The 23,987-nt window shown below is 61.7% G+C and carries 29 protein-coding genes; 11 read left to right on the forward strand and 18 right to left on the reverse strand.

What is annotated here, in order from left to right; translation table 11 throughout:
- Window positions 1-58: 58 nt before the first annotated feature.
- The 4 genes from KGA96_RS08340 (at window position 59) to KGA96_RS08355 (ending at window position 3,307) form a co-directional block, all read left to right on the forward strand.
- Entirely contained in the window at window positions 59-1,102 is a 1,044-nt protein-coding gene (locus tag KGA96_RS08340) for a Rieske 2Fe-2S domain-containing protein (RefSeq protein ID WP_046042756.1), read from the forward strand.
- Between the two features lie 135 nt (window positions 1,103-1,237).
- On the forward strand, window positions 1,238-2,368 hold the full coding sequence (locus KGA96_RS08345; protein WP_008048786.1) for a helix-turn-helix transcriptional regulator: 1,131 nt from the start codon (window positions 1,238-1,240) through the stop codon (window positions 2,366-2,368).
- An 87-nt stretch (window positions 2,369-2,455) separates the two neighbouring features.
- Window positions 2,456-3,004, forward strand: a complete 549-nt coding sequence (gene nudE, locus KGA96_RS08350; protein WP_046042758.1) for an ADP compounds hydrolase NudE — start codon at window positions 2,456-2,458, stop codon at window positions 3,002-3,004.
- Between the two features lie 135 nt (window positions 3,005-3,139).
- A complete protein-coding gene (locus KGA96_RS08355) occupies window positions 3,140-3,307 on the forward strand; it encodes a hypothetical protein (protein WP_185754840.1) in 168 nt (55 codons plus the stop codon).
- 62 nt (window positions 3,308-3,369) lie between these two features.
- On the opposite strand, the gene dmpG is transcribed toward KGA96_RS08355, so the two are convergent.
- From dmpG to KGA96_RS08375, 4 genes are read right to left on the reverse strand one after another with little or no spacing between them, the layout of a single operon-like run.
- Window positions 3,370-4,404, reverse strand: a complete 1,035-nt coding sequence (gene dmpG / locus KGA96_RS08360) for a 4-hydroxy-2-oxovalerate aldolase (protein ID WP_223512342.1) — start codon at window positions 4,402-4,404, stop codon at window positions 3,370-3,372.
- 13 nt (window positions 4,405-4,417) lie between these two features.
- Window positions 4,418-5,326: an acetaldehyde dehydrogenase (acetylating) gene (locus tag KGA96_RS08365; protein ID WP_046042760.1), complete on the reverse strand. Its 909-nt coding sequence runs from the start codon at window positions 5,324-5,326 to the stop codon at window positions 4,418-4,420.
- Between the two features lie 19 nt (window positions 5,327-5,345).
- Entirely contained in the window at window positions 5,346-6,137 is a 792-nt protein-coding gene (locus KGA96_RS08370) for a fumarylacetoacetate hydrolase family protein (protein ID WP_046042761.1), read from the reverse strand.
- Entirely contained in the window at window positions 6,134-6,976 is an 843-nt protein-coding gene (locus KGA96_RS08375; RefSeq protein WP_223512345.1) for an alpha/beta fold hydrolase, read from the reverse strand. Before KGA96_RS08375 ends, KGA96_RS08370 begins: the two co-directional genes overlap by 4 nt.
- 266 nt (window positions 6,977-7,242) lie before the next feature.
- Here KGA96_RS08375 and KGA96_RS08380 point away from each other — a divergent pair, with 266 nt between their 5' ends.
- Both KGA96_RS08380 and KGA96_RS08385 read left to right on the forward strand, forming a co-directional pair.
- Window positions 7,243-8,019 carry an SDR family oxidoreductase gene (locus KGA96_RS08380; protein ID WP_046042763.1) on the forward strand — a complete coding sequence of 259 codons (777 nt, stop codon included), beginning with the start codon at window positions 7,243-7,245 and terminating at the stop codon, window positions 8,017-8,019.
- Between the two features lie 13 nt (window positions 8,020-8,032).
- Window positions 8,033-8,533, forward strand: a complete 501-nt coding sequence (locus KGA96_RS08385) for an SRPBCC family protein (protein ID WP_046042764.1) — start codon at window positions 8,033-8,035, stop codon at window positions 8,531-8,533.
- Here KGA96_RS08385 and KGA96_RS08390 read toward each other — a convergent pair.
- From KGA96_RS08390 to KGA96_RS08435, 10 genes are all read right to left on the reverse strand, one after another.
- Window positions 8,509-8,943 (reverse strand): nuclear transport factor 2 family protein, encoded by a 435-nt coding sequence (locus KGA96_RS08390; RefSeq protein WP_046042765.1) that lies wholly within the window; start codon window positions 8,941-8,943, stop codon window positions 8,509-8,511. The two genes, KGA96_RS08385 and KGA96_RS08390, sit on opposite strands and share 25 nt — an antisense overlap.
- Complete coding sequence (locus KGA96_RS08395; protein ID WP_046042766.1) at window positions 8,940-9,329, reverse strand: nuclear transport factor 2 family protein; 390 nt, start codon at window positions 9,327-9,329, stop codon at window positions 8,940-8,942. The genes KGA96_RS08390 and KGA96_RS08395 overlap by 4 nt, the downstream gene beginning before the upstream one ends.
- Window positions 9,330-10,532: an acetyl-CoA C-acyltransferase gene (locus KGA96_RS08400; RefSeq protein WP_046042767.1), complete on the reverse strand. Its 1,203-nt coding sequence runs from the start codon at window positions 10,530-10,532 to the stop codon at window positions 9,330-9,332.
- Window positions 10,533-10,561: 29 nt separating this feature from the next.
- The gene (locus KGA96_RS08405; protein WP_223512348.1) at window positions 10,562-11,020 is read right to left on the reverse strand and encodes a MaoC family dehydratase; all 459 of its coding nucleotides are present in this window, start codon (window positions 11,018-11,020) and stop codon (window positions 10,562-10,564) included.
- A 2-nt stretch (window positions 11,021-11,022) separates the two neighbouring features.
- Window positions 11,023-11,805: an SDR family oxidoreductase gene (locus KGA96_RS08410; RefSeq protein WP_046042769.1), complete on the reverse strand. Its 783-nt coding sequence runs from the start codon at window positions 11,803-11,805 to the stop codon at window positions 11,023-11,025.
- A gap of 13 nt (window positions 11,806-11,818) precedes the next feature.
- On the reverse strand, window positions 11,819-13,012 hold the full coding sequence (locus tag KGA96_RS08415; RefSeq protein ID WP_046042770.1) for an acyl-CoA dehydrogenase family protein: 1,194 nt from the start codon (window positions 13,010-13,012) through the stop codon (window positions 11,819-11,821).
- Complete coding sequence (locus tag KGA96_RS08420) at window positions 13,009-14,181, reverse strand: acyl-CoA dehydrogenase family protein (RefSeq protein WP_046042861.1); 1,173 nt, start codon at window positions 14,179-14,181, stop codon at window positions 13,009-13,011. Before KGA96_RS08420 ends, KGA96_RS08415 begins: the two co-directional genes overlap by 4 nt.
- Before the next feature lie 150 nt (window positions 14,182-14,331).
- Entirely contained in the window at window positions 14,332-15,741 is a 1,410-nt protein-coding gene (locus KGA96_RS08425; RefSeq protein ID WP_046042771.1) for an ArnT family glycosyltransferase, read from the reverse strand.
- A gap of 3 nt (window positions 15,742-15,744) precedes the next feature.
- A complete protein-coding gene (locus KGA96_RS08430) occupies window positions 15,745-16,023 on the reverse strand; it encodes a lipid-A-disaccharide synthase N-terminal domain-containing protein (protein WP_046042772.1) in 279 nt (92 codons plus the stop codon).
- Complete coding sequence (locus KGA96_RS08435) at window positions 16,020-16,760, reverse strand: glycosyltransferase family 2 protein (RefSeq protein ID WP_046042774.1); 741 nt, start codon at window positions 16,758-16,760, stop codon at window positions 16,020-16,022. The genes KGA96_RS08430 and KGA96_RS08435 overlap by 4 nt, the downstream gene beginning before the upstream one ends.
- 304 nt (window positions 16,761-17,064) lie before the next feature.
- Between KGA96_RS08435 and KGA96_RS08440 the strand changes: the two genes are divergently transcribed.
- The gene (locus tag KGA96_RS08440; protein ID WP_046042775.1) at window positions 17,065-17,709 is read left to right on the forward strand and encodes a YceH family protein; all 645 of its coding nucleotides are present in this window, start codon (window positions 17,065-17,067) and stop codon (window positions 17,707-17,709) included.
- A 140-nt stretch (window positions 17,710-17,849) separates the two neighbouring features.
- On the opposite strand, the gene KGA96_RS08445 is transcribed toward KGA96_RS08440, so the two are convergent.
- Together KGA96_RS08445 and KGA96_RS08450 are read right to left on the reverse strand one after the other, a co-directional pair.
- A complete protein-coding gene (locus KGA96_RS08445; RefSeq protein ID WP_008052993.1) occupies window positions 17,850-18,368 on the reverse strand; it encodes a cupin domain-containing protein in 519 nt (172 codons plus the stop codon).
- A gap of 9 nt (window positions 18,369-18,377) precedes the next feature.
- Window positions 18,378-19,196, reverse strand: coding sequence for a shikimate 5-dehydrogenase (locus KGA96_RS08450; protein WP_046042776.1), 819 nt, complete (start codon window positions 19,194-19,196; stop codon window positions 18,378-18,380).
- Window positions 19,197-19,442: 246 nt separating this feature from the next.
- Between KGA96_RS08450 and KGA96_RS08455 the strand changes: the two genes are divergently transcribed.
- The 3 genes from KGA96_RS08455 to KGA96_RS08465 all read left to right on the forward strand — a co-directional run bounded on the left by KGA96_RS08455 (window position 19,443) and on the right by KGA96_RS08465 (window position 20,538).
- Window positions 19,443-19,802 carry a hypothetical protein gene (locus KGA96_RS08455; RefSeq protein ID WP_046042778.1) on the forward strand — a complete coding sequence of 120 codons (360 nt, stop codon included), beginning with the start codon at window positions 19,443-19,445 and terminating at the stop codon, window positions 19,800-19,802.
- Between the two features lie 234 nt (window positions 19,803-20,036).
- Window positions 20,037-20,231: a hypothetical protein gene (locus tag KGA96_RS08460; RefSeq protein WP_008052996.1), complete on the forward strand. Its 195-nt coding sequence runs from the start codon at window positions 20,037-20,039 to the stop codon at window positions 20,229-20,231.
- A 115-nt stretch (window positions 20,232-20,346) separates the two neighbouring features.
- Window positions 20,347-20,538: a hypothetical protein gene (locus KGA96_RS08465; protein ID WP_046042862.1), complete on the forward strand. Its 192-nt coding sequence runs from the start codon at window positions 20,347-20,349 to the stop codon at window positions 20,536-20,538.
- On the opposite strand, the gene KGA96_RS08470 is transcribed toward KGA96_RS08465, so the two are convergent.
- Complete coding sequence (locus KGA96_RS08470; RefSeq protein WP_046042779.1) at window positions 20,535-21,596, reverse strand: AI-2E family transporter; 1,062 nt, start codon at window positions 21,594-21,596, stop codon at window positions 20,535-20,537. The two genes, KGA96_RS08465 and KGA96_RS08470, sit on opposite strands and share 4 nt — an antisense overlap.
- A gap of 160 nt (window positions 21,597-21,756) precedes the next feature.
- Here KGA96_RS08470 and yegQ point away from each other — a divergent pair, with 160 nt between their 5' ends.
- Complete coding sequence (gene yegQ, locus KGA96_RS08475; protein WP_046042780.1) at window positions 21,757-23,082, forward strand: tRNA 5-hydroxyuridine modification protein YegQ; 1,326 nt, start codon at window positions 21,757-21,759, stop codon at window positions 23,080-23,082.
- 35 nt (window positions 23,083-23,117) lie between these two features.
- Here the strand turns inward: yegQ and KGA96_RS08480 are convergent, their stop codons facing one another.
- Complete coding sequence (locus KGA96_RS08480) at window positions 23,118-23,981, reverse strand: LysR family transcriptional regulator (protein WP_046042781.1); 864 nt, start codon at window positions 23,979-23,981, stop codon at window positions 23,118-23,120.
- Window positions 23,982-23,987 lie beyond the last annotated feature (6 nt).

Consider the following 23,987-nt stretch of genomic DNA (forward strand, 5'->3'; position numbering starts at 1 on the left):
AGGGGCGGCAGAATCCCTTACATGCGCCAAACCCGTGATCCCTTGGGAGAATAATAAGATGAGTACCCTGCACCGCATCGAAGCCAAACTGCTGGAAGACCGCTACGCCCGCGGCTGGCATTGCCTGGGCCTGGCCGCGCAATACCGCGACGGCAAGGCCCATCGCCTGGAGGTGTTCGGCACCCGTCTGGTGGCGTTCCAGGGTGAAGACGGCGATCTGCATATTCTTGATGGCTACTGCCCGCACATGGGCGCCGACCTGAGCACCGGTTGCGTTGAAGGCAACTCGATCCGCTGCCCGTTCCACGCCTGGCGCTGGGGCGCCGATGGCGTATGCGATGACATCCCTTATGCCAAGCGCATCCCGCCACGGGCCAAGATCAAAAGCTGGCCGATCATGGAAGAAAACCAGCTGCTGTTCGTCTGGAATGATCCCGAAGGCAACCCGCCACTGCCGGAACAACGCATTCCGCGCATCGACGCCTGCTACAACGACAAATGGGCGGCGTGGGAAGTCGCCGAGCTGCAGATTGGCACCAACTGCCGCGAACTGATCGACAACATCGCCGACATGGCGCACTTCGGCACTGTGCACGGTGCGCCGGTCGAAGAGTTCATCAACATTTTCCAGGGCCATCTGGCCACCCAGATCATGCGCGCCCGCAGTGAACGCCTGTCCGGTGACAGCGTGCTGACCACCGAAGCCACCTACTTCGGCCCGGCCTATCAGATCACCGAAATGAACGGCGCCATGAACGGCCAGCCGATTCACTCGATCCTGCTCAACTGCCACGTGCCGATCGATCTGGACAGCTTCACCCTGCGCTACGGCGTGCTGGTGAAGAAGATCCCGGGGCTCAGCGAAGAGCAGAACCAGGCGATGGCCAAGGCCTACGTCGCGCAGGCCCAGGCAGCCTTCTACGAGGACGTGGCCATCTGGCACAGCAAGACCCGCGTCGATAACCCGCTGCTGTGTGACGGCGACGGTCCGGTCTACCAGTTGCGTCGTTGGTACGAGCAGTTCTATACCGATGTGGAAGCGCTGTCGGCCGACGTTGCCGAACACAAGAAGTTTGTCGTGCGCGCCAGCGAACGGGTCTGACGCCAGCGGCTTTTCGCCCGCCCCGGGCCTGATCGGCAGCCGCCTGTCAGGCCCTGAGCCCAAGCGTTGCAAGGAGTCGATACCGGCGCTTATTCTCGGCCACCGCCAATGCTAATAATAAAAACGGTTTTCCCTATGCAGCAGAGCCTCAGCCTCGATACGTTCAGTGATTTGATCGGCAACCTCTATCAGGGTCCGCTGGAAACCATTCCCTGGGCGACTTTTCTCAATCAGCTCAATGTGCATCTGAACAGCAAGTACGTGACCTTCATCCTGCGTCCGCCCAGCGCCCACGTGGACGGTCTGATGGTCAACACCACCGGCACTTCGACCGAGGCGACCGCGTCGTACAACAAACACTTTTTCAGCCTTGACCCGTTCGTCGACCTGCCCAACCGCCAGGTCGTGACCCTCGCCGAGTTCGTCTCCAACGACGACTGGCAGAATTCCGAGTTCTACAAGAACTTCCTTGAACCTGTGGACGTGTTCCACATCCTCGGTGCCGACATCAACACCGTCGACGGCGCCCAGTGCCGCATTCGTATCAGTCGCGGACGTGACGACAAGCCTTTCGGCAATGAAGAAAAGGCCATGCTCACGCATTTCATTGCGCACCTGGAACGTTCGATCAAGATCCACATGCAACTCAACCGCATCGAAGCCGAACGCAATCTGTACGCCGGCGCGGTGAACCAGATGGCGGTCGGCACGATCATCCTCGACGAGTCCGGCAAGGTCCTGCAGACCAACCAGGTCGCCGACCGGCTGATCCAGGAAAAGGACGGCATCAAACTGGTCAACGATGGCCTGCAGGTCGGTACGGCCCGGGACACCCAAGAGTTCCGACGCCTGGTCAAACAGTCGCTGCTGTCGCAAAAGAGCAGCAACCCGTCGGTGGTCGAAGCCCTGCGCGTGCAGCGGCCGTCCGGCAAAGCGGACCTGGGGATCATCGTGCGCTCGGTGCCATTGACCGACTGGAGCGAAGGCAAACAGTGCCCGACCGTGGTGATTTTCATCAGCGATCCGGAGCAACAGTCCACCGCACCGCAGGAAATCGTCCGCGCACTGTTCGACTTCACCCCGGCGGAAACCCAGCTGGCGATGCTGCTGGCCAACGGCTTGACCCTCGACGAAGCGTCGGAAGAGCTGGGGATCAGCCGCAACACCTCGCGGGCACACCTGCGCTCGACCTTCTCCAAGACCGGCGTGACCCGCCAGACCATGCTCGTGCGCCTGATCCTGCGCAGCGTGGCGACCCTCGGTTAACCCTCAGTGCCGCCCTCGTCCGCTCGGACGATGGCGGCTCCCGTTGTACAGCGCACAGTGTCTTTATCCCAAAGAGGGGACTGCCCCATGCGCAACTGCCCAACCATCCTCAAGACTGAACTGCTGGCGCAAAGCGGCCACTTTCAGATCGAAGCCCTGCACCTGCAATTCAGCAACGGCCAACAGCGGGTCTACGAACGCCTGCGCGGCACCGGTTATCGCTCGGTGATGCTGGTGGCGATGCCTGATCCTGCGCATGTGCTGCTGGTGCGCGAATACGCGGTCGGTGTGGAAAAAACCATTCTCGGCCTGCCCAAGGGCGGCGCCGAGCCCGATGAAGACTATTTGCAGGCGGCGCAGCGCGAACTGAGCGAAGAAGTCGGAATGCGCGCAGCACGCCTCACCGAGCTGGGCGAGCTGACACTGGCACCCGGGCACTTGTGCCATCGCTACCGAGTGGTGCTGGCCGAAGAGCTGAGCCCCTGCCAACTGCAAGGCGACGAACCCGAACCCCTGGAATGCCTGCGCGTGCCTCTGGCACAGATCCCCGAACTGGTGGCCCGTGGTGAACTGCATGAAGCCCGGGCGATTGCGGCGCTGTTCATGGCCATGGGCGCCCTCGCCCGCCGCGACTGATGCCAGTCTCGAATGACTCGCCACAATTGATCACAGAACAATGGAATGTCATCAGCTAGTCCATTCGGACGAAGTCAGTCGCGAACCGCCGCCATAACCTGTCTCTACAACAATAAAACCGTGTCGAGACTCATCATGCGCAAAACTACTTGTGCTCTGTTCATCATCCTCTGTGCGGGTGCTTCCACCAGTCTGTGCCAGCTGTTCAAGAACGAAGCCTACCGACCGACCACCGCCTACTTCAGCTGTTCGAGCACGGCGATCAATTGCTATCCGCCCGTGGTGCGCAACCTGCTGCCTTGAGCACAGTTTCCACCGGCCATAAAAAAACCACCGGATCGGTGGTTTTTTTATGGCCGCAATAATCAGGTAGGCAGTACACCCCTGGCCCGCGACAGGGTCAGCGCCAGGTCTTCGATCATGTCCTCCTGGCCACCCACGGTTCCGCGTCGGCCCAGCTCCACCAGCAGCTCGCGAGCAGCGATGCCGTACTTCTGCTCGGCACGTTTGGCGAACAGCAGGAACGAGCTGTAGACCCCGGCGTAACCGAGGGTCAGTGCATCGCGGTCGAGGCGGATCGGCTGGTCCATCATCGGCACCACCAGGTCTTCGGCCACGTCCATGATCTTGTACAGGTCAACACCGCTGTTGACGCCCATGCGCTCCAGCACCGCGACAAACACTTCCAGCGGCGTATTGCCCGCCCCCGCACCAAGACCCGCAACCGAGCCGTCGATGCGCGCAGCACCGGCCTCGATGGCGGCCAGGGAGTTGGCGATGGCCATACCCATGTTGTGGTGGCCGTGGAAACCGACTTCGGTCCCGGCGTTCAGGCCGGCACGCAGGGCCCCGATCTTTTGCGTCACTTCATCGGACAGCATGTAGCCGGCCGAGTCGGTGCAGTAGATGCAATTGGCGCCGTAGCTTTCCATCAGACGCGCCTGCTCCAGCAGCTTCTCCGGGCTGACCATGTGCGCCATCATCAGGAAGCCGACGGTGTCCAGGCCCATCTTCGCCGACATGCCGATGTGCTGGCCGGACACGTCCGCTTCGGTGCAGTGGGTCGCCACACGAATGGTCGACACGCCGTGTTCATGGGCCATTTTCAGGTGATCGAGGGTACCGATCCCCGGCAACAACAGGGCCGAGACCTTGGCCTGTTTCATCTGCGGGATCACCGCGGAGAAATACTCCTCGTCACTGTGGGCCGGGAAGCCGTAGTTCAGGGAAGCGCCGCCCAGGCCATCGCCGTGGGTGATTTCGATCAGCGGCACACCGGCCGCATCGAGGCCGGTGGCCACCGAAACCATTTGTTCAATGCTGATCTGGTGCTGTTTGGCGTGCATGCCGTCGCGCAGGCTCATGTCATGCAGACGGACGCTCTTACCTTGCAAATTCATCGGGATTCTCCACTCAACGGGCAGGCAGTTGCAGGGTGCCCTTGTGGGCTTCTTCGGCGAACATCTCGGCTGTGCGCAAACCGGCGGCAGTCATGATGTCGAGGTTGCCGGCGGACTTGGGCAGGAAATCGCCGAGGCCTTCGACCTCGATGAAAATCGACACCTTGCGCCCGTCGAACACCGGCCCGTTGATCAACTTGTAGCCCGGCACATAGCGCTGAACTTCGCGGACCATCTCCAGCACCGAGGTGCGGATCGCATCCTGGTTCGGCTCGTCATCGGTCAGGCAGTGGATGGTGTCGCGCATCATCAACGGCGGCTCGGCCGGGTTGATCACGATGATCGCCTTGCCGCGTCGGGCGCCGCCGATCTTCTCCACCGCACCGGCGGTGGTGCGGGTGAACTCGTCGATGTTCTGCCGTGTGCCCGGACCAACCGAACCGGAGGACACCGTGGCGACGATTTCGCCGTAGCTCACCGGTTGCACCCGCGAAACCGCCGCCACCATCGGGATGGTCGCCTGGCCACCGCAGGTGACCATGTTGACGTTCATCGCCAGGCTCGACGCGTGCTCCTTGAGGTTGACCGGCGGCACGCAGAACGGGCCGATGGCCGCTGGCGTGAGGTCGATCATGATCACCCCCAGCTCGTTGAGCTTGCGGCTGTTTTCCGCATGCACGTAGGCCGAGGTGGCATCGAAGGCGATGCGAATGTCATCGTCGAGCACGTGGGGCAGCAAGCCGTCGACACCACCGGCGGTGGTTTTGATGCCCATTTCCCGAGCACGTTTCAGTCCTTCGGATTCAGGGTCGACACCCACCATCCACACCGGCTCGATCCATTCCGATCGGCACATTTTCATCAGCAGATCGGTGCCGATGTTGCCCGGGCCGATAATGGCCGCTCTGAGTTTTTTGCTCATTAGGTTAAAACTCCAAAAGTCAGGCGCAGAAAGACACCCGGGCACTGCCCAGGCCATCAATGGTCAGTTCAAAACGGTCGCCGGCACGAGCCGGTTCCAGCGGCACCAGCGAGCCGGACAGAATGATTTCCCCGGCCTTGAACGGAATGCCGAAGGCGCCCAGGGTGTTGGCCAGCCAGGCCACGGCGGTCAGCGGATTGCCCTGCACCGCCGAACCCAGGCCTTCGCTCAAGGGCTCGCCATTCTTGAACACACGCATGCGCAAGTTCGGCAGGTCCAGCTCGCGCGGGTCGACCTGGCTGTCGCCCAGCACGAACACACCGCAGGAGGCGTTGTCAGCGACGGTGTCCTGGATGCGAATGCGCCAGTCGTGAATCCGCGAGTCAACGATCTCGAAGCACGGCATCACGTACTCAGTGGCGGCCAGCACGTCGGCTTCAGTGATACCGGGGCCGACCAGATCATGCTTGAGCTTGAAGGCGATCTCGCCTTCGGCACGGGGCTGGATCAGTTTGTTGGCGGACAGGGAAATTTGCGCATCGTCATCGAACGACATCTGCCGCGTGATGAAGCCGAAATCCGGCTGATGCACGTTGAGCATCTGCTGCACCGCCGCCGAGGTCACGCCGATTTTCTTGCCGACGATCTGGTCACCGGCCGCCACCCGACGCTCAATGGCGTACAGGGAAATGTGATAGGCGTCTTCGATGCTGATCGACGGCCAGCGCTCGGTCAGCGGCGCCAGGGTGGAGCCGCTGAGCAGCGCCTGATAAAGCTCTTCGCCGAACTCACGGCGCAATTGCACGCTCATCCGCGGGCCTCCTGAAGAAACGCCAGGCACTGGCGGTTGAAAAAGTCACGGTGTTCGACCTGGACCCAATGCCCGCACTCGCTGAGCATCACGAAACGGATGCCGGAGCAGTTTTCAAGCATGGTCTGGGCACCGGAGGACGGGCAGAACTTGTCGTTCATGCCCCAGAAACCGAGGATTGGGCACTGCAACTCGCCCAGGCGCGACGTCATGTTCGGCACCTGCATGGTCGACAGCACGCACACCGGCTGCTGTTGCACCACGGCCACGCGCTCGTTGACCGTTTCATCGCTGATCAGGCTTTCATCGAACAGTTGCAGGGCCAGCAGGCGACGCATGCCCGCTGCGTCGTTCAGTTCACCTTTGGCGAAGGCCGCGCCCATTTTCTGGATGCCTTCCATCTGCAGGTAATACTGTTCCTTTTCCATCAGGCCACCGGGCGCCATCAGCACCAGACGGCTGACACGCTGCGGTTGGTCGAGGGCCAGTTTGATCGCGATCGCGCCGCCCAGGGAGTTGCCGACCAGCACACAACGCTGGATGTCGAGGGCATCGAGCAAACCGCTCAACGCTGCGACAAAGAAGTCCAGGGTGTAGAGGGTGTCGGGCTTGTCCGAAGCGCCGTAGCCCGGCAGATCCGGGACGATCACCCGGTAACCGGCCTCGGCGAACACCGGGTAGCTCTGCTTGAAGTTGCTGTGACCGCTGGCGCCTGGCCCGCTGCCATGGATGAAAATCACCGGCTCGCCGTTGCCGGTGTCTTGCCCGCCGATGTCTTTGTAGTGCAGCTGCAAACCATCCGGCAGCGTAACGAAGTGCCCTTGCGCTGAAGCGCCCATAAGGTGTCCTCCCGGCCTGTTGTTGTAGCGGGATTATTCCGAGGGGCCGAGTCGCCAACATCGTCCGACAGGACTACGCCCCTGCAGGAGCGAGCTTGCTCGCGAAAAACGTCAGGACACCGCAGGGCATCAGGTTTTACGCATTATCGTTGACGTCCATCGCGAGCAAGCTCGCTCCTACAGTTTCTAGTCTCATCGGACGTTGGCCTACAAAGACGGTCGACCTAGCATCGATAGCATTCCCGAGCGACAAAAAGAGAATTCCCATGCTTGATCCGATGGACTTTCGCGGCAAAGTGGTACTGGTCACCGGCGGTGGCAAAGGTGTGGGTCGCGGCATCAGCCAGCGCTTCCTGGACTGTGGCGCCGAGGTGGTGATTTGCGGTCGCGAAGCCCCACAAACCTTGCCTGCCAGCGCCGGGCGCGAGGCGCTGTTCGTGCCCTGCGACCTGCGGGATGTCGAGCAATCCGGGCGCTTGATCACACAAATCGTCGAGCGCTTCGGTCGTCTCGACGTGCTGATCAACAACGCCGGCGGTTCGCCGAATGCCGACGCCGCGACAGCCTCACCGCGTTTCAGCGAGGCAATCATCCGATTAAACCTGATCGCGCCACTGAACCTGTGCCAGCAGGCCAACCAGGTGATGCAGGCCCAGGCCGACGGCGGTGCGATCATCAACATCTGCAGCGTCAGCGCCACCCGCCCTTCCCCCGGCACCGCCGCTTACGGCGCGGCCAAGGCCGGTCTGCTGAACCTGACCACCTCGCTGGCGGTGGAATGGGCGCCGAAGGTGCGGGTCAACGCAGTGACCGCCGGGCTGATTCTCACCGAGCAGTCGGCCATGCATTATGGTGACGACGCGGGCATAGCCCGGGTGGCAGCGACCATTCCATTGCAACGTCTGGCGACCCCGGAAGATATTGGCGACACCTGCCTGTACCTGGCCTCGAAGCTGGCCCGTTACGTCAGCGGCGCGGACATCGCGGTGCATGGCGCGGGCGAACGCCCGGCGTTTCTCGACGCGGCCCAATCCCATTCATAAGAGGAGCTTTGACATGCCCGTAGCCAGCCACAGCGTTGTGCTGAACCTCACGCAACAAGCCGCCTGGGCCAAACTGCGCGACCTGAGCCTGGCCCCGCACTACGTGCCGGGCCTGACCGGTTGCCAGTTTCATCCCGGCGTGCAGGAAGGCCTGGGCGCCAGCCGCCGGGTGTTGCGCAAGGGCGGTCAGTATCTGGATGAAAGCGTGGTGCAGTGGCGGGAAGGCACGGGGTTCGTGCTGCGGTTGCACAAGGGCGGCAATGACTCGCCCTTTCCGTTTCGCGAGGCGAGTTTCAGTTATGCCTTGCAGCCGGAGGGGGATGTGACCCGCATCACCCTGCAAATGAGATACAGCCTGCGCGGTGGCAGGCTGTTTGAAAGGTTGCTGGCCAAGGCCTTCAACAAGGTCGTGCAGCAGATTGCCGAGAACCTCAAGGCCTTCTACGAAACCGGCCGGACACAGAATCCCGACCGGATCGAAACCCGCCTTCAGGAGCGCGCCACTTCCGAGTGAGCGGTAAAACGGGTGGCGACGATCTTCCATTGGCCGGCGATACGCTGGTAACGGTCCTGATAGAACCCACCCAACTGCCGCGTCGCCCCGCTCTCGCCATCCAGGTTGAAATACCACAGGGCCCAACGGCCCTGGGCCTGATCCTCGTTCAGCACTTCGATTTCCGGGTTGGCGCCGTGATGCAGGTCGATCACCCGCTGATGGCAAGCCAGTTCGCGATACAGCGCGACAAAACTGTCGCGCTCGCGAAAGACCCCCAACGGTCCGTAATCGATCAGCACTTCACCTTCGGCAAAGCAGTCGGCGATCACCTCGACCTGCTTGAGATCGCAGGCGTTGAGGTAGCGATGCTTGAGCTGGCGGATCTCCTCCAGCGCTTCCAGGCGGGCGATCCGCTGCTCCAGATTCATACTGCACCTCGCGCTGTCACGTTGACCTCACTCCAGAAGGCTTTCATCGAACGGACTTTGCCGTCGGCATCGAACTCCATCACGTCGATCACATGCAGCGAGCACGGTTGCCCGCCCCACTCCATGTCGACCCGGAACGGCATCGCGCCGCAACCGTTGAGTGTCGCGCGCACCGGGCCGGTCTGGGTTGCGGAGACTTTCATCGCCCCCAGCCCTTCACGGTAAAAGCGCGCGATGGCGTCGATGCCCTGCAACGGCGCGTGGCCGACCGGGTCTTCAACGGTGGCGTCCTTGGCGTAAAGCGCGAGGATGCCCTCGATGTCGCTGGCATCCACCAGCTCCACATAACGCGCCATGGTCGCCTGAATCTGTTGAGCGCTGATCATTCAGACCACCTCGAACAGCGCAGCAGCGCCCATGCCGCCACCGATGCACATGCTCACCACCACATAACGCAAACCGCGACGCTGGCCTTCGACCAACGCGTGGCCGACCATCCGCGCACCGGACATGCCGAACGGATGGCCGATGGAGATCGCCCCGCCGTTGACGTTCAGGCGCTCGGCCGGAATGCCCAGGGTGTCGCGGCAGTACAGCACCTGACAGGCGAACGCTTCGTTCAACTCCCAGAGGCCGATGTGGTCCATGGTCAGGCCGTGGCGCTTGAGCAGCTTGGGGATGGCGTACACCGGGCCGATGCCCATCTCGTCGGAATTGCAGCCGGCGACAGCCATGCCGCGATAGATCCCCAGCGGTTCCAGGCCACGCTTCTCGGCCATTTTGGCGCTCATCAACACCGAGGCCGATGCACCGTCGGACAACTGCGAGGCATTGCCGGCGGTGATGAAACGCCCCTTGTCGCTCCACTGACCGCCCGGCCACACCGGCTCCAGCGCCTTCAGGCTCTGGAGGGTGGTGTCGATACGGTTGCACTCGTCGCGCAGCAAGGTGACGGTTTCATAACTGGTTTCGCCGGTGGCCTTGTCGAACAGTGCCTTGCGGCTGGCCAGCGGCGCCAGTTCACGGTCGAAGCGCCCGGCACTCTGGGCCTGCGCGGTGCGCAGCTGGCTCTGGTAGCTGTATTCGTCCTGCTCGTCGCGGGAGATGCCGTAGCGCGCGGAAACGATCTCGGCGGTTTCGATCATCGGGATATAGGCGTGCGGATCCAGCTCGATCACCGAACCCGACTGGTTGCGATACAGGTTCTTGTGCTTGTTCTGCACCAGGGAAATCGACTCCAGGCCACCGGCCACGGCGATGTCGATTTCGTCGCACATGATGCCTTTGGCGGCCATGGCGATACTCATCAGGCCCGACGAGCACTGGCGCTCGACAGCCATCCCGGCAACCGACGCCGGCAAGCCGCCGGCAATCGCGCACAGGCGACCCAGGTTATAGGACTGGGTGCCCTGCTGCGCCGCGGCGCCGATGATCACGTCGTCCACTTCACCCGGCTCGATGCCGGCACGGCGCACGGCTTCGCGCACCACATGGCCGCCCAGTTGCGGCGCTTCGGTGTCATTGAACGCACCGCGAAAGGCTTTGCCGATCGGAGTGCGGGCGGTGGAAACGATGACGGCTTCTTTCATGCTGGATTCCTCGAAAATGCTGTTGAAGGTCAGGCCGGGTAATAGCGACTGATGGTGTCGACCACACAGCCGGGACGTTCCTCGCCGTCGATTTCGACGCTGACGCGGATGGTCGCCTGTACGCCGCCCTTCACTTCCTCGACCGCGATCAGTTGCGCACTGCCGCGCACCCGCGAACCGACGCGCACCACCGAGGGGAAGCGCACCCGCTCACAGCCGTAATTGACGCCCATGGCCAGGCCACGGACTTCGACGATCTGCGGCAAGAACAGATTGACCAGCGAAAGGCTCAGGTAGCCATGGGCAATGCAGGCGCCAAACGGGCCGCTGGCGGCCTTGACCGGATCGACGTGAATCCACTGGTGATCACCGGTGGCGTCGGCAAACAGATTGATTCGGTCCTGTTCCAGCAGCAGCCAGTCACTGGCGCCAAGCGATTCGCCCACGGCGTCGAACAAGGCCATCGGCGTGTCAAAAATACGTGGCATGGTCACGCCCTCTGGCTGGACACCGACAACACTTCGCCGGTCATGTAGGAGCTGTAGTCGCTGGCCAGGAACATCATCACGTTGGCCACTTCCCAGACTTCGGCGGCACGACCGAACGCTTCGTTGGCGGCCAGTTGATCGAGCACCGCCTGGGGCGCGGATTTGCGCAGGAAATCGTGCAGGGCAATGCTCGGGCTGACCGCGTTGATACGGATGCCGTAGTCGGCGGCTTCGACCGCTGCGCAGCGGGTCAGCGCCATCACGCCAGCCTTGGCGGCGGCGTAGTGCGCCTGCTCTTTCTGCGCGCGCCAGCCCAGTACCGAGGCGTTGTTGACGATGACTCCAGCACGACGCTCCATCATCTTCGGCAGCATGGCGCGGGTCATGCGCATGGTGCCGGTGAGCGTTACGTCGATGACCCGATTCCACTCTTCGTCGGCCATGTCCACCAGCAACCGCGAGCCACCGAGGCCCGCGTTGTTGATCAGCACATCGACGCCTTGCAGGTCACGCTCGGCGCAGGCGATCAGTTGCTGCACCTGGGCTTCGTCGGCAACGTTGCAGACCTGGCCGAAGACCTGCTGCAGCCCGGTAGTTTCGCGGATTTTCAGCACCGCTTCGGCCAACCGACCTTCATGGATATCGCTGATCATCAGCGCACGACAGCCTTCTTCGGCGGCACGCACGGCGGCGGAAAAACCGATCCCGGCACCGGCGGCGGCGGTGATCAGTACCGACTTGCCGCGCAGCAGACCGCGACCTTCAACATATTGAGGTACAGACATGAACTCTCTCCTTTCAGGCGCGCGGACGCGGCTCTTTGGGCATGCCCAAGGCACGCTCGGCGATGATGTTGCGCTGGATTTCGTTGCTGCCGCCGTAGAGGGTGTCGGCGCGGCTGAACAGGTACAGCGACTGCAAACGGGTCAGTTGGTAAGGTCCGGCTTCGAGCAATTCCGCCTCGGCGCCGAGGACGTCCATCGCCAACTTGCCGAGGCTGGCGTGCCAGGTCGACCAGAACAGCTTGTAGATGGTTGCCTCTTTGCGCAGCGAACCGTCCTGGCTACCCGAGAGCATGCGCAACGAGTTGTAGCGCATGATCCGCAGCCCGCTCCAGGCTTCGGCCAGGCGCTGACGCAGTATCGGGTCGCGGTCGGCGCCGTTGGCCTTGGCGATGGCGATGATTTCGTTGAGTTCGTTCTGGAACTGCATCTGCTGGCCGAGGGTGGAGACACCCCGCTCGAAACCCAGCAGCGCCATGGCGATCTTCCAGCCTTCGCCCGGCGCGCCGATGATGTTGGTGGCGTCGGTTCGGGCATCGTCGAAGAACACTTCGTTGAATTCCGAGGTGCCGGTCAGTTGCTCGATCGGCCGTACGGTGATTTCTGTCTGGGCCATGGGCACCAGCAGGAAAGACAGACCGCGATGGCCGACGCTGCCCGGTTCGGTGCGGGCGATGACAAAGCACCAATCCGATTCGTGGGCCAGCGAGGTCCAGACTTTCTGGCCATTGATGATCCAACTGCCGGTGGCTTCATCCAGCGTTGCGCGGGTCTTGACGTTGGCCAGGTCGGAACCGGCGCCCGGCTCTGAATAGCCCTGGCACCAGAACGACGTACCGCTGACGATCCCCGGCAAAAAGCGCTGCTGCTGTTCGACCGTACCGAACGCGGCGATGGTCGGCCCGGCCAGGCCTTCGCCGATGTGCCCCATGCGGCCGGGACCGCCCGCGCGGGCGTATTCCTCGTTGAAGATCACCTGTTCGGTGATCGACAAGCCGCGCCCGCCATGCTCCGGCGCCCAGCCGACGCAGGTCCAGCCACCTTCGGCGAGCTTGCGCTCCCAGGCTTTGCGCTCTTCGGGAAACATGTGCTCATCGCCCGGTCCACCGCGAAAACGCAAGGCTTCGAACTCGCCGCAGAGGTTGGCGCTCATCCAGTCGGCGACTTCCCGACGGAAGCGTTCGTCCTGCTCGCTGAAACTGATTTTCATGGCTGCTCTCCCAGAATCACCGAAGCAATGCGCTCGCGATGCCAGGCCGGTAGCCCGAGGAAACTCTCGCTGGCACGGGCGCGTTTGAAGTAGAGGTGCGGGTCGTATTCCCAGGTGAAACCGACGCCACCATGCAACTGGATCGATTCGGACGCGCAATGGAAGTAGGTCTCGGAGCACTGCGCCTTGGCCAGCGCCGCCGCCAGCGGCAGTTCGGCCGCGACCTGGGGATCACCCTGGGGATCGAGGACTTCCTGGGCCACGCACGCGGCGTAATAACTGGCCGAACGGGCGCATTCGACTTGCAGCATCATGTCGGCGGCGCGGTGCTTGAGGGCCTGGAAACTGGCAATCGGGCGACCGAACTGCTGGCGCTCCTGCATGTAGGCCACGCTGAGGTCGAGCACCTGCTGCGCGCCGCCGGTCTGTTCGGCAGCCAGGCCGATGCAGGCCAGTTGCAGAACTCGCTCAAGGTGCGACCAGCCGTTGCCGAACTCACCCAGCAGGCAGTCGGCTTCAAGGTACAGGCCCTTGAGCTGGATCCGCGCCTGACGCCGGGTCTGGTCCATGGTCGGCAACATCTGCCGTTCGATGCCTGCGCGGACGGCGCTCACGGCAAACAGGCTGATGCCCGTTTCGCCAGTGGTTCCGGGTTGTCGTGCGGCAATGATCAACAGGTCGGCGCCATGGCCGTCGAGCACATGCTTGAGGGTACCGTCGAGGACGAACCCGTCGCCTTCAGCCACCACCGTTGCCTGGACATCGTCGGCGGACCAGCCGTTGGCACTGCTGAACGCCAGGGTCGCGGTCACGCTGCCGTCGGCAATCGACGGCAACCAACGCTGCTTCTGTTCATCATTGGCCGCCAGCAACAGCGCAGGGGTGGCCATGCAGGCGGTGGCGAAAAACGGCGAGCACAGCAAACGCCGGCCCATCTGTTCCAGCAGGATCGTCAGCTCGACAAAGCCGAGGCCCAGGCCACCATAGGTTTCGGGGATATGAATCGCTGGCCAGTACATTTCCTGGCACAGACGCTGCCAGAGGGCTTCGTCGAAACCCCGCTCACTGACCATTGCCGCGCGCACGGCGGCAGAATCCGAGACATCGGCGAGGAAGCCCTCGGCCGATGCGCGGATCATTTCCTGTTCGTCGCTGAATGCAAACTCCATCGCGGCGCCTTCTGCTCGTTTGGCGGGGCGCGCGTGGCGCAACACCCCTTTGAGCATGAAGTTTGGCGCCGGCCGGACGCGGCAGAATCGTTAGCCCTGCCTAGTCCGAACGGGTGTTGTGCTGCGGTGACTGTTCGGCCGGGAAGCCGATCAGCGGCAATCTCCACCCATGCGCACCAGCAGCGCCGCACGGTGCGGTTTGAGGTACGGGTTGACTTCACCGACCTGGCACGACGCCAGGTTCTGTAGTTCCGGTGCGAGGGGTTCTTGCACAAACAGCAACCCCGCCGGACGGGACTCGGACTGCAACTGCGCCACTGTCAGTGGCGCCACTGGCCGGCCCATGTAGTAGACCAGACGGATATCCGGCTCACCGAGGGTATAAGCCTTCTGACCCGGTTGCCCATTAGCCAGCGTGGCGACCTGCTCAAGACCACCGAACCGGTGCGACAATACCCGCGCTTCGACGAACATGTAGAACACCACAAAACCGGCCAGCATCACGTAGGGCACAACGGCCAGGACCGTGCGCCAGCGCCCCTTCAGGTCGTCGAGCAGCGCCGACCAGTGCATCGCCAGCAGCAACGCCATCGACGGATAGACTGGCAACAGGTATTTGCCGTGTTTTTCAGTAAACAAGGAAAACACCAGCAGCGGCAGCAAACTGCAAATCAGCAACATGCCCGCCTCGCGGCGCGAGCGGATCATTGCCCAGAACTTGCGCGGTTGCACGAATGCGATCAGCCAGAACGGGAAGAAATCCCCGGCCAGGTACAACAGGTACGCATACCAGGCCTCGGCACCCTGCCCGTCGATCTTCTTCACGATGTCTTCGCTGATGATCGAGGCCCAGATGCCCCAGCCCTGGTTCACAGACACCGCCACGTACCAGGAACCGCCCAGCACCAGGGCAATCAGCCAGCCCCAACCGTCGCACAGATAAGCCTTGGCCCGGGCATCGCGGTAGATCAAGGCATAGGCCAGGATCGGCGCCGTCACCCACAACAGGCAAACCGGCCCTTTGGTCAGCAACGCGCAACCCAGCAGCACGTAGCTCAACCGACTCCACAAGACCCGACCTTGCAGGAAGATGAACTGCCAGGCCGCCAGCAGCGCACCGAAGCACAGCAGGGTCAGCAACATCTCGATTTCCGAGCGTCGTGCGAACAGGCTGAAGGCGCCGTTCGCGGCCAGGAACACCACGGCGAACAGTCCGACCTGCCGCCCCGCCTGCCGAACGCCGTACAGATAGGTGCCAACACAGCACAAGGCGGCAGCCAGCGCCGAAGGCAGGCGCACGCTCCACTCGGACAAGCTGCCCAGCACCGCCGTTGAAACCAGACCGGCCCAATAGAAAAACGGCGGCTTGGACAAGTACAAGTCGCCGTTCATGTAAGGCAGCAGCCAATTGCCTGCCTCTCGCATTTCGCGCACGGTAACGGCGCGGCGGGCCTCGTTGACACTGAGGAACGGCACGCTGCCCAGCCCCCAGAAAAACAGCAACGCAACCGCGATGGCCACGAGCAACGTAATGTATCGGGTCGATAACGATCCGGGCATGACCTACTCCTTCAGGTGTTTGCTTTTTGCGATCAGCTGCAAGTTGCGAAAATAAACGAGAGAGCCAAAGGCCTGTCCGGCGATGAACACCGGGTCTTCACGGTAAATGGCATAGGCGAGCAACAAGGTGCTGCCGACGATGCTCAGGTACCAGAAGCTCACCGGGATCACGCTGCGTTTCTTGTATTCGCTGTACAGCCACTGCAGGACAAACCGCCCGGTAAAGGCGATCTGCCCGACAAAACCGACGATCAGCCAAAGGGCTTCGCGGGAGAGATTCATCCTTTGATCTCCTGGGCGATGGTGTTCAGCCGCGTGCGCTTGATCAGCCACCAGACACCGAACAAATCGAGAATGCCGACCAGCGCGCGGTCGATGTTGCCGTATTTCGAGACCCCGGCCGTGCGCGGTCGGTGGTTGACCGGGTGCACGATCATGCGCCCGTTATGGCGCTGGATCAGCGCCGGAATGTAGCGATGCATGTGGTCGAAGTACGGCAGGCGCAAGAACGCCGCGCGCTCGATCAGCTTCAGGCCGCAACCGGTGTCCGGGGTGGCGTCCTTGAGCAGGCGGCGGCGCAGGTTGTTGGCGAACCGCGAGGCGTAGCGTTTGCTTGCGGTGTCGCGGCGATTGACCCGATGCCCGGCGACCAGTTGCACATCGACCTTGCCCGGTTCGCCGCGCACCAGCGCCAGCATGCCGGGAATGTCCGCCGGGTCGTTCTGGCCGTCGCCATCGAGGGTCGCCAGCCACTGTCCGCGGGCCTCACGGGCGGCGTGGTACAGCGAGGTGCTCTGCCCCAGCGAACGTTCGTGATGCAGGATGCGCAGGGTGTTCAAGCCGTCGTGGCGGATCTGCCGCAATTCCTGCAGGGTTGCGTCGGTGCTGCCATCGTCGACGACGATGATTTCGTACGATTCAGCGGCCAATGCGACGCGAATTTCCTCAAGCAGCGGCTTGAGGTTGTTCGCTTCATTCTTGGCGGGGATCAGTACGGATACAAAAATGTCTTGGCTCATGGAGTCACTCTCGCCTTTATTGGATTTCTTTTATCAGAGGCGAATCAAGGTGTCGTACACCGGCCGACTCGATGCAGGGTTCAGCTATTCAGGACGATGGCGCCAACAATACCCCGCCCTTTGGACGCACTCGCGCGCGCCCCGCATACGGTGCCCGGCCATTTGTAAAAATGGCGTTAAGATTTCATACACTTTTTGTCATCATTCACTTGATGGCGCAACGAATTCGGTTGCCATTGGCGCTTGCCCATCTAAAGTGCACTCACGCGAGTGAAAAACATGAATCGGGTAAGGATGCAGAACCATGAGCACTGAGCAAGAGACGACTTTAGACGAGCAGCGGCTCGACAGTACGGAAATCCGCATTCTGGGCTCGTTGATCGAGAAACAGGCCACCAGCCCGGAAACCTATCCCCTGACCCTCAATGCCCTGGTGATTGCCTGCAACCAGAAAACCAGCCGCGAGCCGGTGATGAACCTCACACCAGGCCAGGTCGGCCATAGCCTGCGCGTCCTCGAAGGACACGGTTTCGCCAGACTGGTGATGGGCAGCCGCGCCGACCGCTGGGAACACAAGGTCGACAAGGCTCTGGAACTGGTGCCGGCGCAGGTCATCCTGACCGGGCTGATGTTTCTGCGCGGCCCGCAGACCGTCAATGAACTGCTGACCCGCAGCGGCCGCATGCATGAGTTCGAAGATGCCGAACAGGTGGTGCATCAACTCGAACGCCTGATTGCCCGGGGCCTGGCCGTACTGATTCCGCGTCAGGCCGGCCAGCGCGAAGATCGTTACACGCACGCCCTGGGCGACCCGGCGGATATCGAAGCGATCATGGCTGCAAGGAACAACCCGGCCGAACGTGGCAGCAGCGGGGTTTCGGTTGAACGGATCGAAGAGCTGGAAGCGCGGATTGCGGCGCTGGAAGAGCGTTTGGCACGACTGGAATGACTTCTTAACTTTCAAAGATGCCCACTGTGGCGAGGGAGCTTGCTCCCGCTGGGCTGCGAAGCGGCCCCGAAAAGGGGACTGCTTCGCACTCCAGCGGGAGCAAGCTCCCTCGCCACAAAAGTATCCGTCATCCTGTACCGCTACTCGCCGTCCCAGTAATCCACCCCATCGGCTTGCCGGGCAACGGCAACAAAGCCTGACGCATTACCCTCGGCATCCACCTTGAAGTCATCCATCACGGCGTATTTACCGGAATCCGGGTATTCACAGATCTCCGGCGATTGCTGGGTGCTGACGGCCAGGTACCGCAACTCGCCGTTACTGGTATTGATGATCTGATGCGCCTTTTCAGGCCCGCCCGGTGGACAAGCGATCACATCACCGGCGCGGATCGGAAAACGTTCGGTTCCCAGGCGAACCTCCCCTTCCCCGGCCACGACGTAGAACATTTCCTCATTGACCCGATGACTGTGGAACGGGCTGCCGCGCATGCCTGGCTCCAGCACATACAGGCGATAACCCAGCTTTTGTGCCCCCAGTTGCTGACCGACGCGGGCCAGGCGCTGTTGGTAGCGACCGGCGGTTTCACCGCTCGGCGCAAACGCTTCGGGCAGCGGTTCAAGTTCGACTGAATTCAGGTTGAGAATGGGGGGATGCATGGACACCTCCTAGCTGCGGGCAAACGCCACGGCCTTCTGGAATTGCTCATCCGTTGGCCGCACGCCGGTATAGAGCACAAATTGCTCCAATGCCTGGATCGCGATCACTTCCAGCCCGGTGATGACCCGCTTGCCTTCGGCACGAGCACGCATGATCAGCGGAGTTTCGGAGGGAATCGCCACCACATCGAAGACAGTGTCCGCTTTTTCGATCACGTCAGGCTCAAAGGCCAGTTGCTCGGCCTCCGGCCCCCCCGTCATGCCGATCGGGGTGACGTTGACCAGCATTTGCGGGCGACGACTCCCCAGCTCGGCCTGCCACTCATACCCCAACGACTGCGCCAGTGCCTGTCCGGCGCGCTCGTTGCGGGCCACGATCAGGCCGCTTTCATAGCCGCCATCGCGCAAGGCGCTCGCCACGGCCTTGGCCATGCCGCCACTGCCGCGCAAGGCAAAGGTCGAGTCCTTGGGCACCTGGTGTTTTTCCAGCAACTGGGCAACGGCGATGTAGTCGGTGTTGTAGGCTTTGAGATGACCGTCGGTGTTGACGATGGTGTTGATCGATTGAATGGCGGCGGCCGATGCGTCGAGTTCATCCACCAGGGCAATGCAGGCTTCCTTGAACGGCATCGACACGCCACAGCCACGAATGCGCAGGGCGCGAATGCCGACAACGGCACCCGGCAGGTCCTGGCTGGCAAAGGCCTTGTAGTAGAAATTCAGGCCCAGCTGTTCATACAGATGATTGTGAAAACGCAGACCAAAGTTCCCGGGGCGTCCTGAAAGGGACATGCACAGCTGGGTGTCTTTGTTGGGGTTCATCTGCACGGGCAAGCTCCTTCAAATGCACTTTTCGGATGGACGGGATTAGCCCTCCATCGGGTTCTGATCGATCATATAAGTGTGTTAACACGGCCTTACACGGGTCGGTAAGAAAGTCGGTACAGACCTTACACAAAATTTACCTAACGGCCGTGCTGTTTTTCAGAAAAACGCTGTCTTAGAAGTATCCCCGCGACAATCCTTGGGTCTATTGCAGACACAAGCGCCGGGCTGAAGAACCGAGGAACTATCATGATCCGTAAAGTCCCCACAGTAGCCTTGCTGATCGGCGCCCTCGCTATCGCAGGACAGGCGCAAGCCCATGGTGGTGGTAATTACTGGCAGGGCCCGGCGGTGTTTGGCGCGATCGTCGGTACTGCCATCGTCGGCTCGGCTCTGATCAACGCCAACCGCCCGGTTTATGTCGCACCGCAACCGGTCTACTACCAGCCCGCGCCGGTTTATTACGCACCACCGCCTCCGGTTTACTACCAACCGGCCCCGGTCTACGTGCAACAACCGATCTACTACCGCCCGGCCCCGGTGTACTACGGACCACCCCATGGTTACTACGGCCCGCCACGCGGCTACTACGGCCACGGCCGCTGGTAACGAACTCATCCAGCCCCGCTGATAAAGCGGGGCTTTTTTATGCCCGTTTGTCGGTACAGGTCTGGATAAATCTCGCCAAGGTCGCTATCGGGACAGTACCCGTGGCAAAAATGGGCAAGATGGACTCGACCCGATTTCTGCCGTGCGGCAAAAAACGGTCATATTTTTGTCATGACAGTTCCGCAAGCTCGGTGCTGTCCGTCGATAACAGTTGAAAACAACAAGGACGACCACATGCCAACGCAAAACCCGCACCGCATCGTCGGTCTGTGCACCTCCAGCAAGGTGTACAACGCACTGACCGAACTCAAGCACCTGGAAGGTCATCGCAGCGCCAAATTTCTCTCGCTGCTGACGCAAAGCCTGGTACGCAAGGGCCTGCTCAACGAGCAGGAAGTGGTTCATATGCTCGATCAGGTGGTCAGCTGACCGACCAACGGTCGTTTGCCCCCTCTGGCATCAATGACCACTATCGAAAGCGTTGATTACCCCTAAAGGCACCCTGACCTTAAAGTAACTCCACAGATTGATGGAGGTACTTGTCGTGTCCAAGGTTCAGATCATGTCCGTTATCGGCAGCGCCGTCCCCGCACAGCTCAGAGAGCTGGGCATGCTCGCCTGCTGGTATCTGGTGCAGGATGGCGTGCAGATCAGCGGCCCGCTTACTTCGCTACCCGCCGCCAAGGAGCTGTCGCAACGCATCGGCACCGGCCAGTCCGGCAGGCTCAACGCCTAAGGCAACTGCACCCGCGGTTTGGTTTCAATGAAAATGGCCCAGCTCGACATGAACAGGGCCGCGATCAGCGGGCCGATGACAAAGCCGTTGAGTCCGAAAATCGCCAGGCCGCCGAGGGTAGAGATCAGGATCATGTAGTCCGGCATCCTGGTGTCCTTGCCCACCAGAATCGGTCGAAGCACGTTATCCACCAGGCCGATCACGAAAACCCCAAACAACCCCAGCACTATGCCCTGCCAGATCGCCCCGGTGAGCAGGAAAAACACCGCCACCGGCGCCCAGACTATTCCCGCCCCCACCGCTGGCAGCAGTGACAGAAACGCCATCAACACCGCCCAGAGCAATACGCTGGGGATGTCCAGAAACCAGAAAATCAGACCGCCCAGTGCGCCTTGCGTGATGGCCACCAGCAGGTTGCCCTTCACCGTGGCCCGCACCACACGATTGAACTTGAGCTGCAAACGACGTTTCTGCTGTTCCTGCAACGGCACCGCCGCACGCACCTTGCGCGCCAGTTCCGCACCGTCGCGCAGGAAGAAAAACAGCAGGTACAGCATGATGAAAAAACTGACGACGAACTCGAAGGTGCCCTGACCAAAAATGAAGGCCTGCGCCGCCAGCTCCTGACCGCCGGTCATCGCGCTTTTGACGATTTTCTCTCGCAGCCCGTTCAACTCACCCATGCCGAAGCGATCCAGCAGATGCTGGAAATACGGCGGCAGGCTGTGCTTGAACTGCGACACGTACCCGGCAATATCGAGTTCGCCGCTCTCGACGCTTTTGTAGAGCGACGCACCCTCTTGAACCAGCAAGGCGCTGATGATGATCACCGGCAGAATCGCAATCACCAGGCAAATGCTCAATGTGCACAGCGACGTGAGGTTGCGTTGCCAGCCGAACTTCTCTTGCAGCCGGCGCTGCAGTGGCGCAAAGACGATGCCAAGGATCACCGCCCAGAACACCGCGCCGTAAAACGGCAGCAGGATCCAGATGAACGCAGCGCTCACCAGCACCAGCAAAACCGTCAGTGATTTGTCTTGTAGGGGCGCTTCGTTCATGTCCGATCCGTGCCAGAGAGGACGAAAAACTTCCGCCCTGATGTTTAGTCCACTACGGCTCGCGCGAGTGCCATCGGTTTGTTGAACAAGCATAGATCCAGGTCAATAATCCCTCGCCACCGAACGTTTACCCTGCGCGGCTTTTGCGACCGACACTGCCATGAACTTCACCGCGCCAGAACTGCTCGCCCCCGCCGGCACCCTGAAAAACATGCGTTACGCCTTCGCCTACGGCGCCGATGCCGTGTACGCCGGCCAGCCGCGCTACAGCCTGCGGGTGCGCAACAACGAATTCGACCACGCCAACCTGGCCCTCGGCATTCGCGAGGCCCAGGCCCAGGGCAAGCGCTTCTACGTGGTGGTGAACATCGCGCCGCACAACGCCAAGCTCAAGACCTTCCTCAAGGACCTTGAACCGGTGATTGCCATGGCCCCGGATGCGCTGATCATGTCCGACCCCGGCCTGATCATGCTGGTACGCCGGCACTATCCGCAGATGCCGATCCACCTTTCGGTGCAAGCCAATACGGTGAACTGGGCGAGCGTCGAGTTCTGGCAGCAGCAAGGCTTGAGCCGGATAATCCTGTCCCGGGAGCTGTCCCTGGAGGAAATCGCCGAGATCCGCGAGCAAGTGCCGGCCATGGAACTGGAAGTGTTCGTGCACGGCGCGTTGTGCATGGCCTATTCCGGGCGCTGCCTGCTGTCGGGCTACATGAACAAGCGTGACGCCAATCAGGGCAGTTGCACCAATGCCTGTCGCTGGAAATACTCGGCGCAACCGGCCACGGAAAACAATCTCGGCGAGATCGTGCAACAGTATCAGCCGGAACCCACCCTGGGCATCGGCGCGCCGACCGAGCAGGTGTTCCTGTTGCAGGAAGCCAATCGTCCCGGCGAACAGATGCCGGCCTTCGAAGACGAACACGGCACTTACATCATGAACGCCAAGGACCTGCGCGCCGTGCAGCACGTCGAACGCCTGACCCACATGGGCGTGCACTCCCTGAAAATCGAAGGCCGGACCAAATCGCACTTTTATTGCGCGCGCACCACCCAGGTTTATCGCCGAGCCATCGACGATGCGGTGGCGGGCCGGGCCTTCGACCGCGACCTTATGACCGATCTGGAATCCCTCGCCCAGCGCGGCTACACCGAAGGCTTTCTACGCCGCCATGTGCATGACGAATACCAGAACTACCAGAACGGCAGCTCCGTCTCGGAGCGCCAGCAGTTTGTCGGTGAATTGACCGGGCAGCGCCGAGATCGCCTGGCCGAGGTCAAGGTGAAGAACCGCTTCGGCCTGGGCGATCACATGGAGCTGATGACGCCCAAGGGCAACTTCCACTTCGATCTGCATCAGTTGCAAAACGCCAAGGGTGAAGCGATCGAGGTTGCACCAGGGGATGGGCATACGGTGTATTTGCCGATACCGGATGCGGTGGATCTGGAGTTTGGGTTGTTGATGCGGGATATCAGCGTGACCTGACCTGCAAATCCACCCAATTCCTACAGGGAAATGTGTCAGGCAAACTCTTCGCGGAGCATCGCCACAAACGCCTCCCGCGCCGGGTGCACCCCGGCGTTTTCGTGCCAGTAGAACAGGCTCTCGATTGCCGTCAGTTCGGGAAACTCGAACGCCACGCACCCGGCGCCCTTGGCGTATTGATCGAAAACCCCTTTAGTCACCAGTGCCACGCCGGCCCCGGCGCTGACGCAACCGACAATCGCGCCATAGCTGGCCAGGCTGACAATCGGCAGCGCCAACCCATTGCGCAATAACCAATGCTCCATCGCTGCCCGGTAAGGACAGCCCTGAGGCCAAAGGAACATCGTCTTGTCATGCAGGTCCGTCACGTTGCGCAACGGCCCGAGGGAGGTTGAGGCGATCAACAGCAACTCTTCGCGGTACATCGGCGTGCGCTTGAGGTGCGCACGCTCGACGTCGACCGCGACGATTGCACCGTCGAGCTTGTGATTGAGCGTGTCGTCGAGCAACTGGGCCCAGGTGCCGGTGGTCAGCTCCAGCGCCACCTGCGGGAAACGCTTGTGGAATTTCGCCAGCAACCGCGGCAATCGCCCGGTGGCCGACGACTCGATGGCCCCGATGCGCAGCGGCCCCGAGGGTTCGGCCGAAGGATCGACCGCGCGCTTGGCCTCGGCGGTGAGAGCAAGAATTTTCGAGGCGTAGGCCAGGAAGGTTTGCCCCGACGGGCTGATGCGCAGCCCTCGACCCTCACGCAGGAACAGCGCGACACCCAATTCGGCCTCCAGGGCCTTGATCCGTGCCGTGATGTTCGACGGTACGCAATGCAACAGCTCGGCCGCGCGGGCGATGCTGCCGACATCGGCCACGGTCTTGAACATGCGAATCTGTGCCAGCTCCATACATCA

The organism is Pseudomonas sp. GL-R-26, assembly GCF_019947365.1.
Lineage (GTDB): Bacteria > Pseudomonadota > Gammaproteobacteria > Pseudomonadales > Pseudomonadaceae > Aquipseudomonas.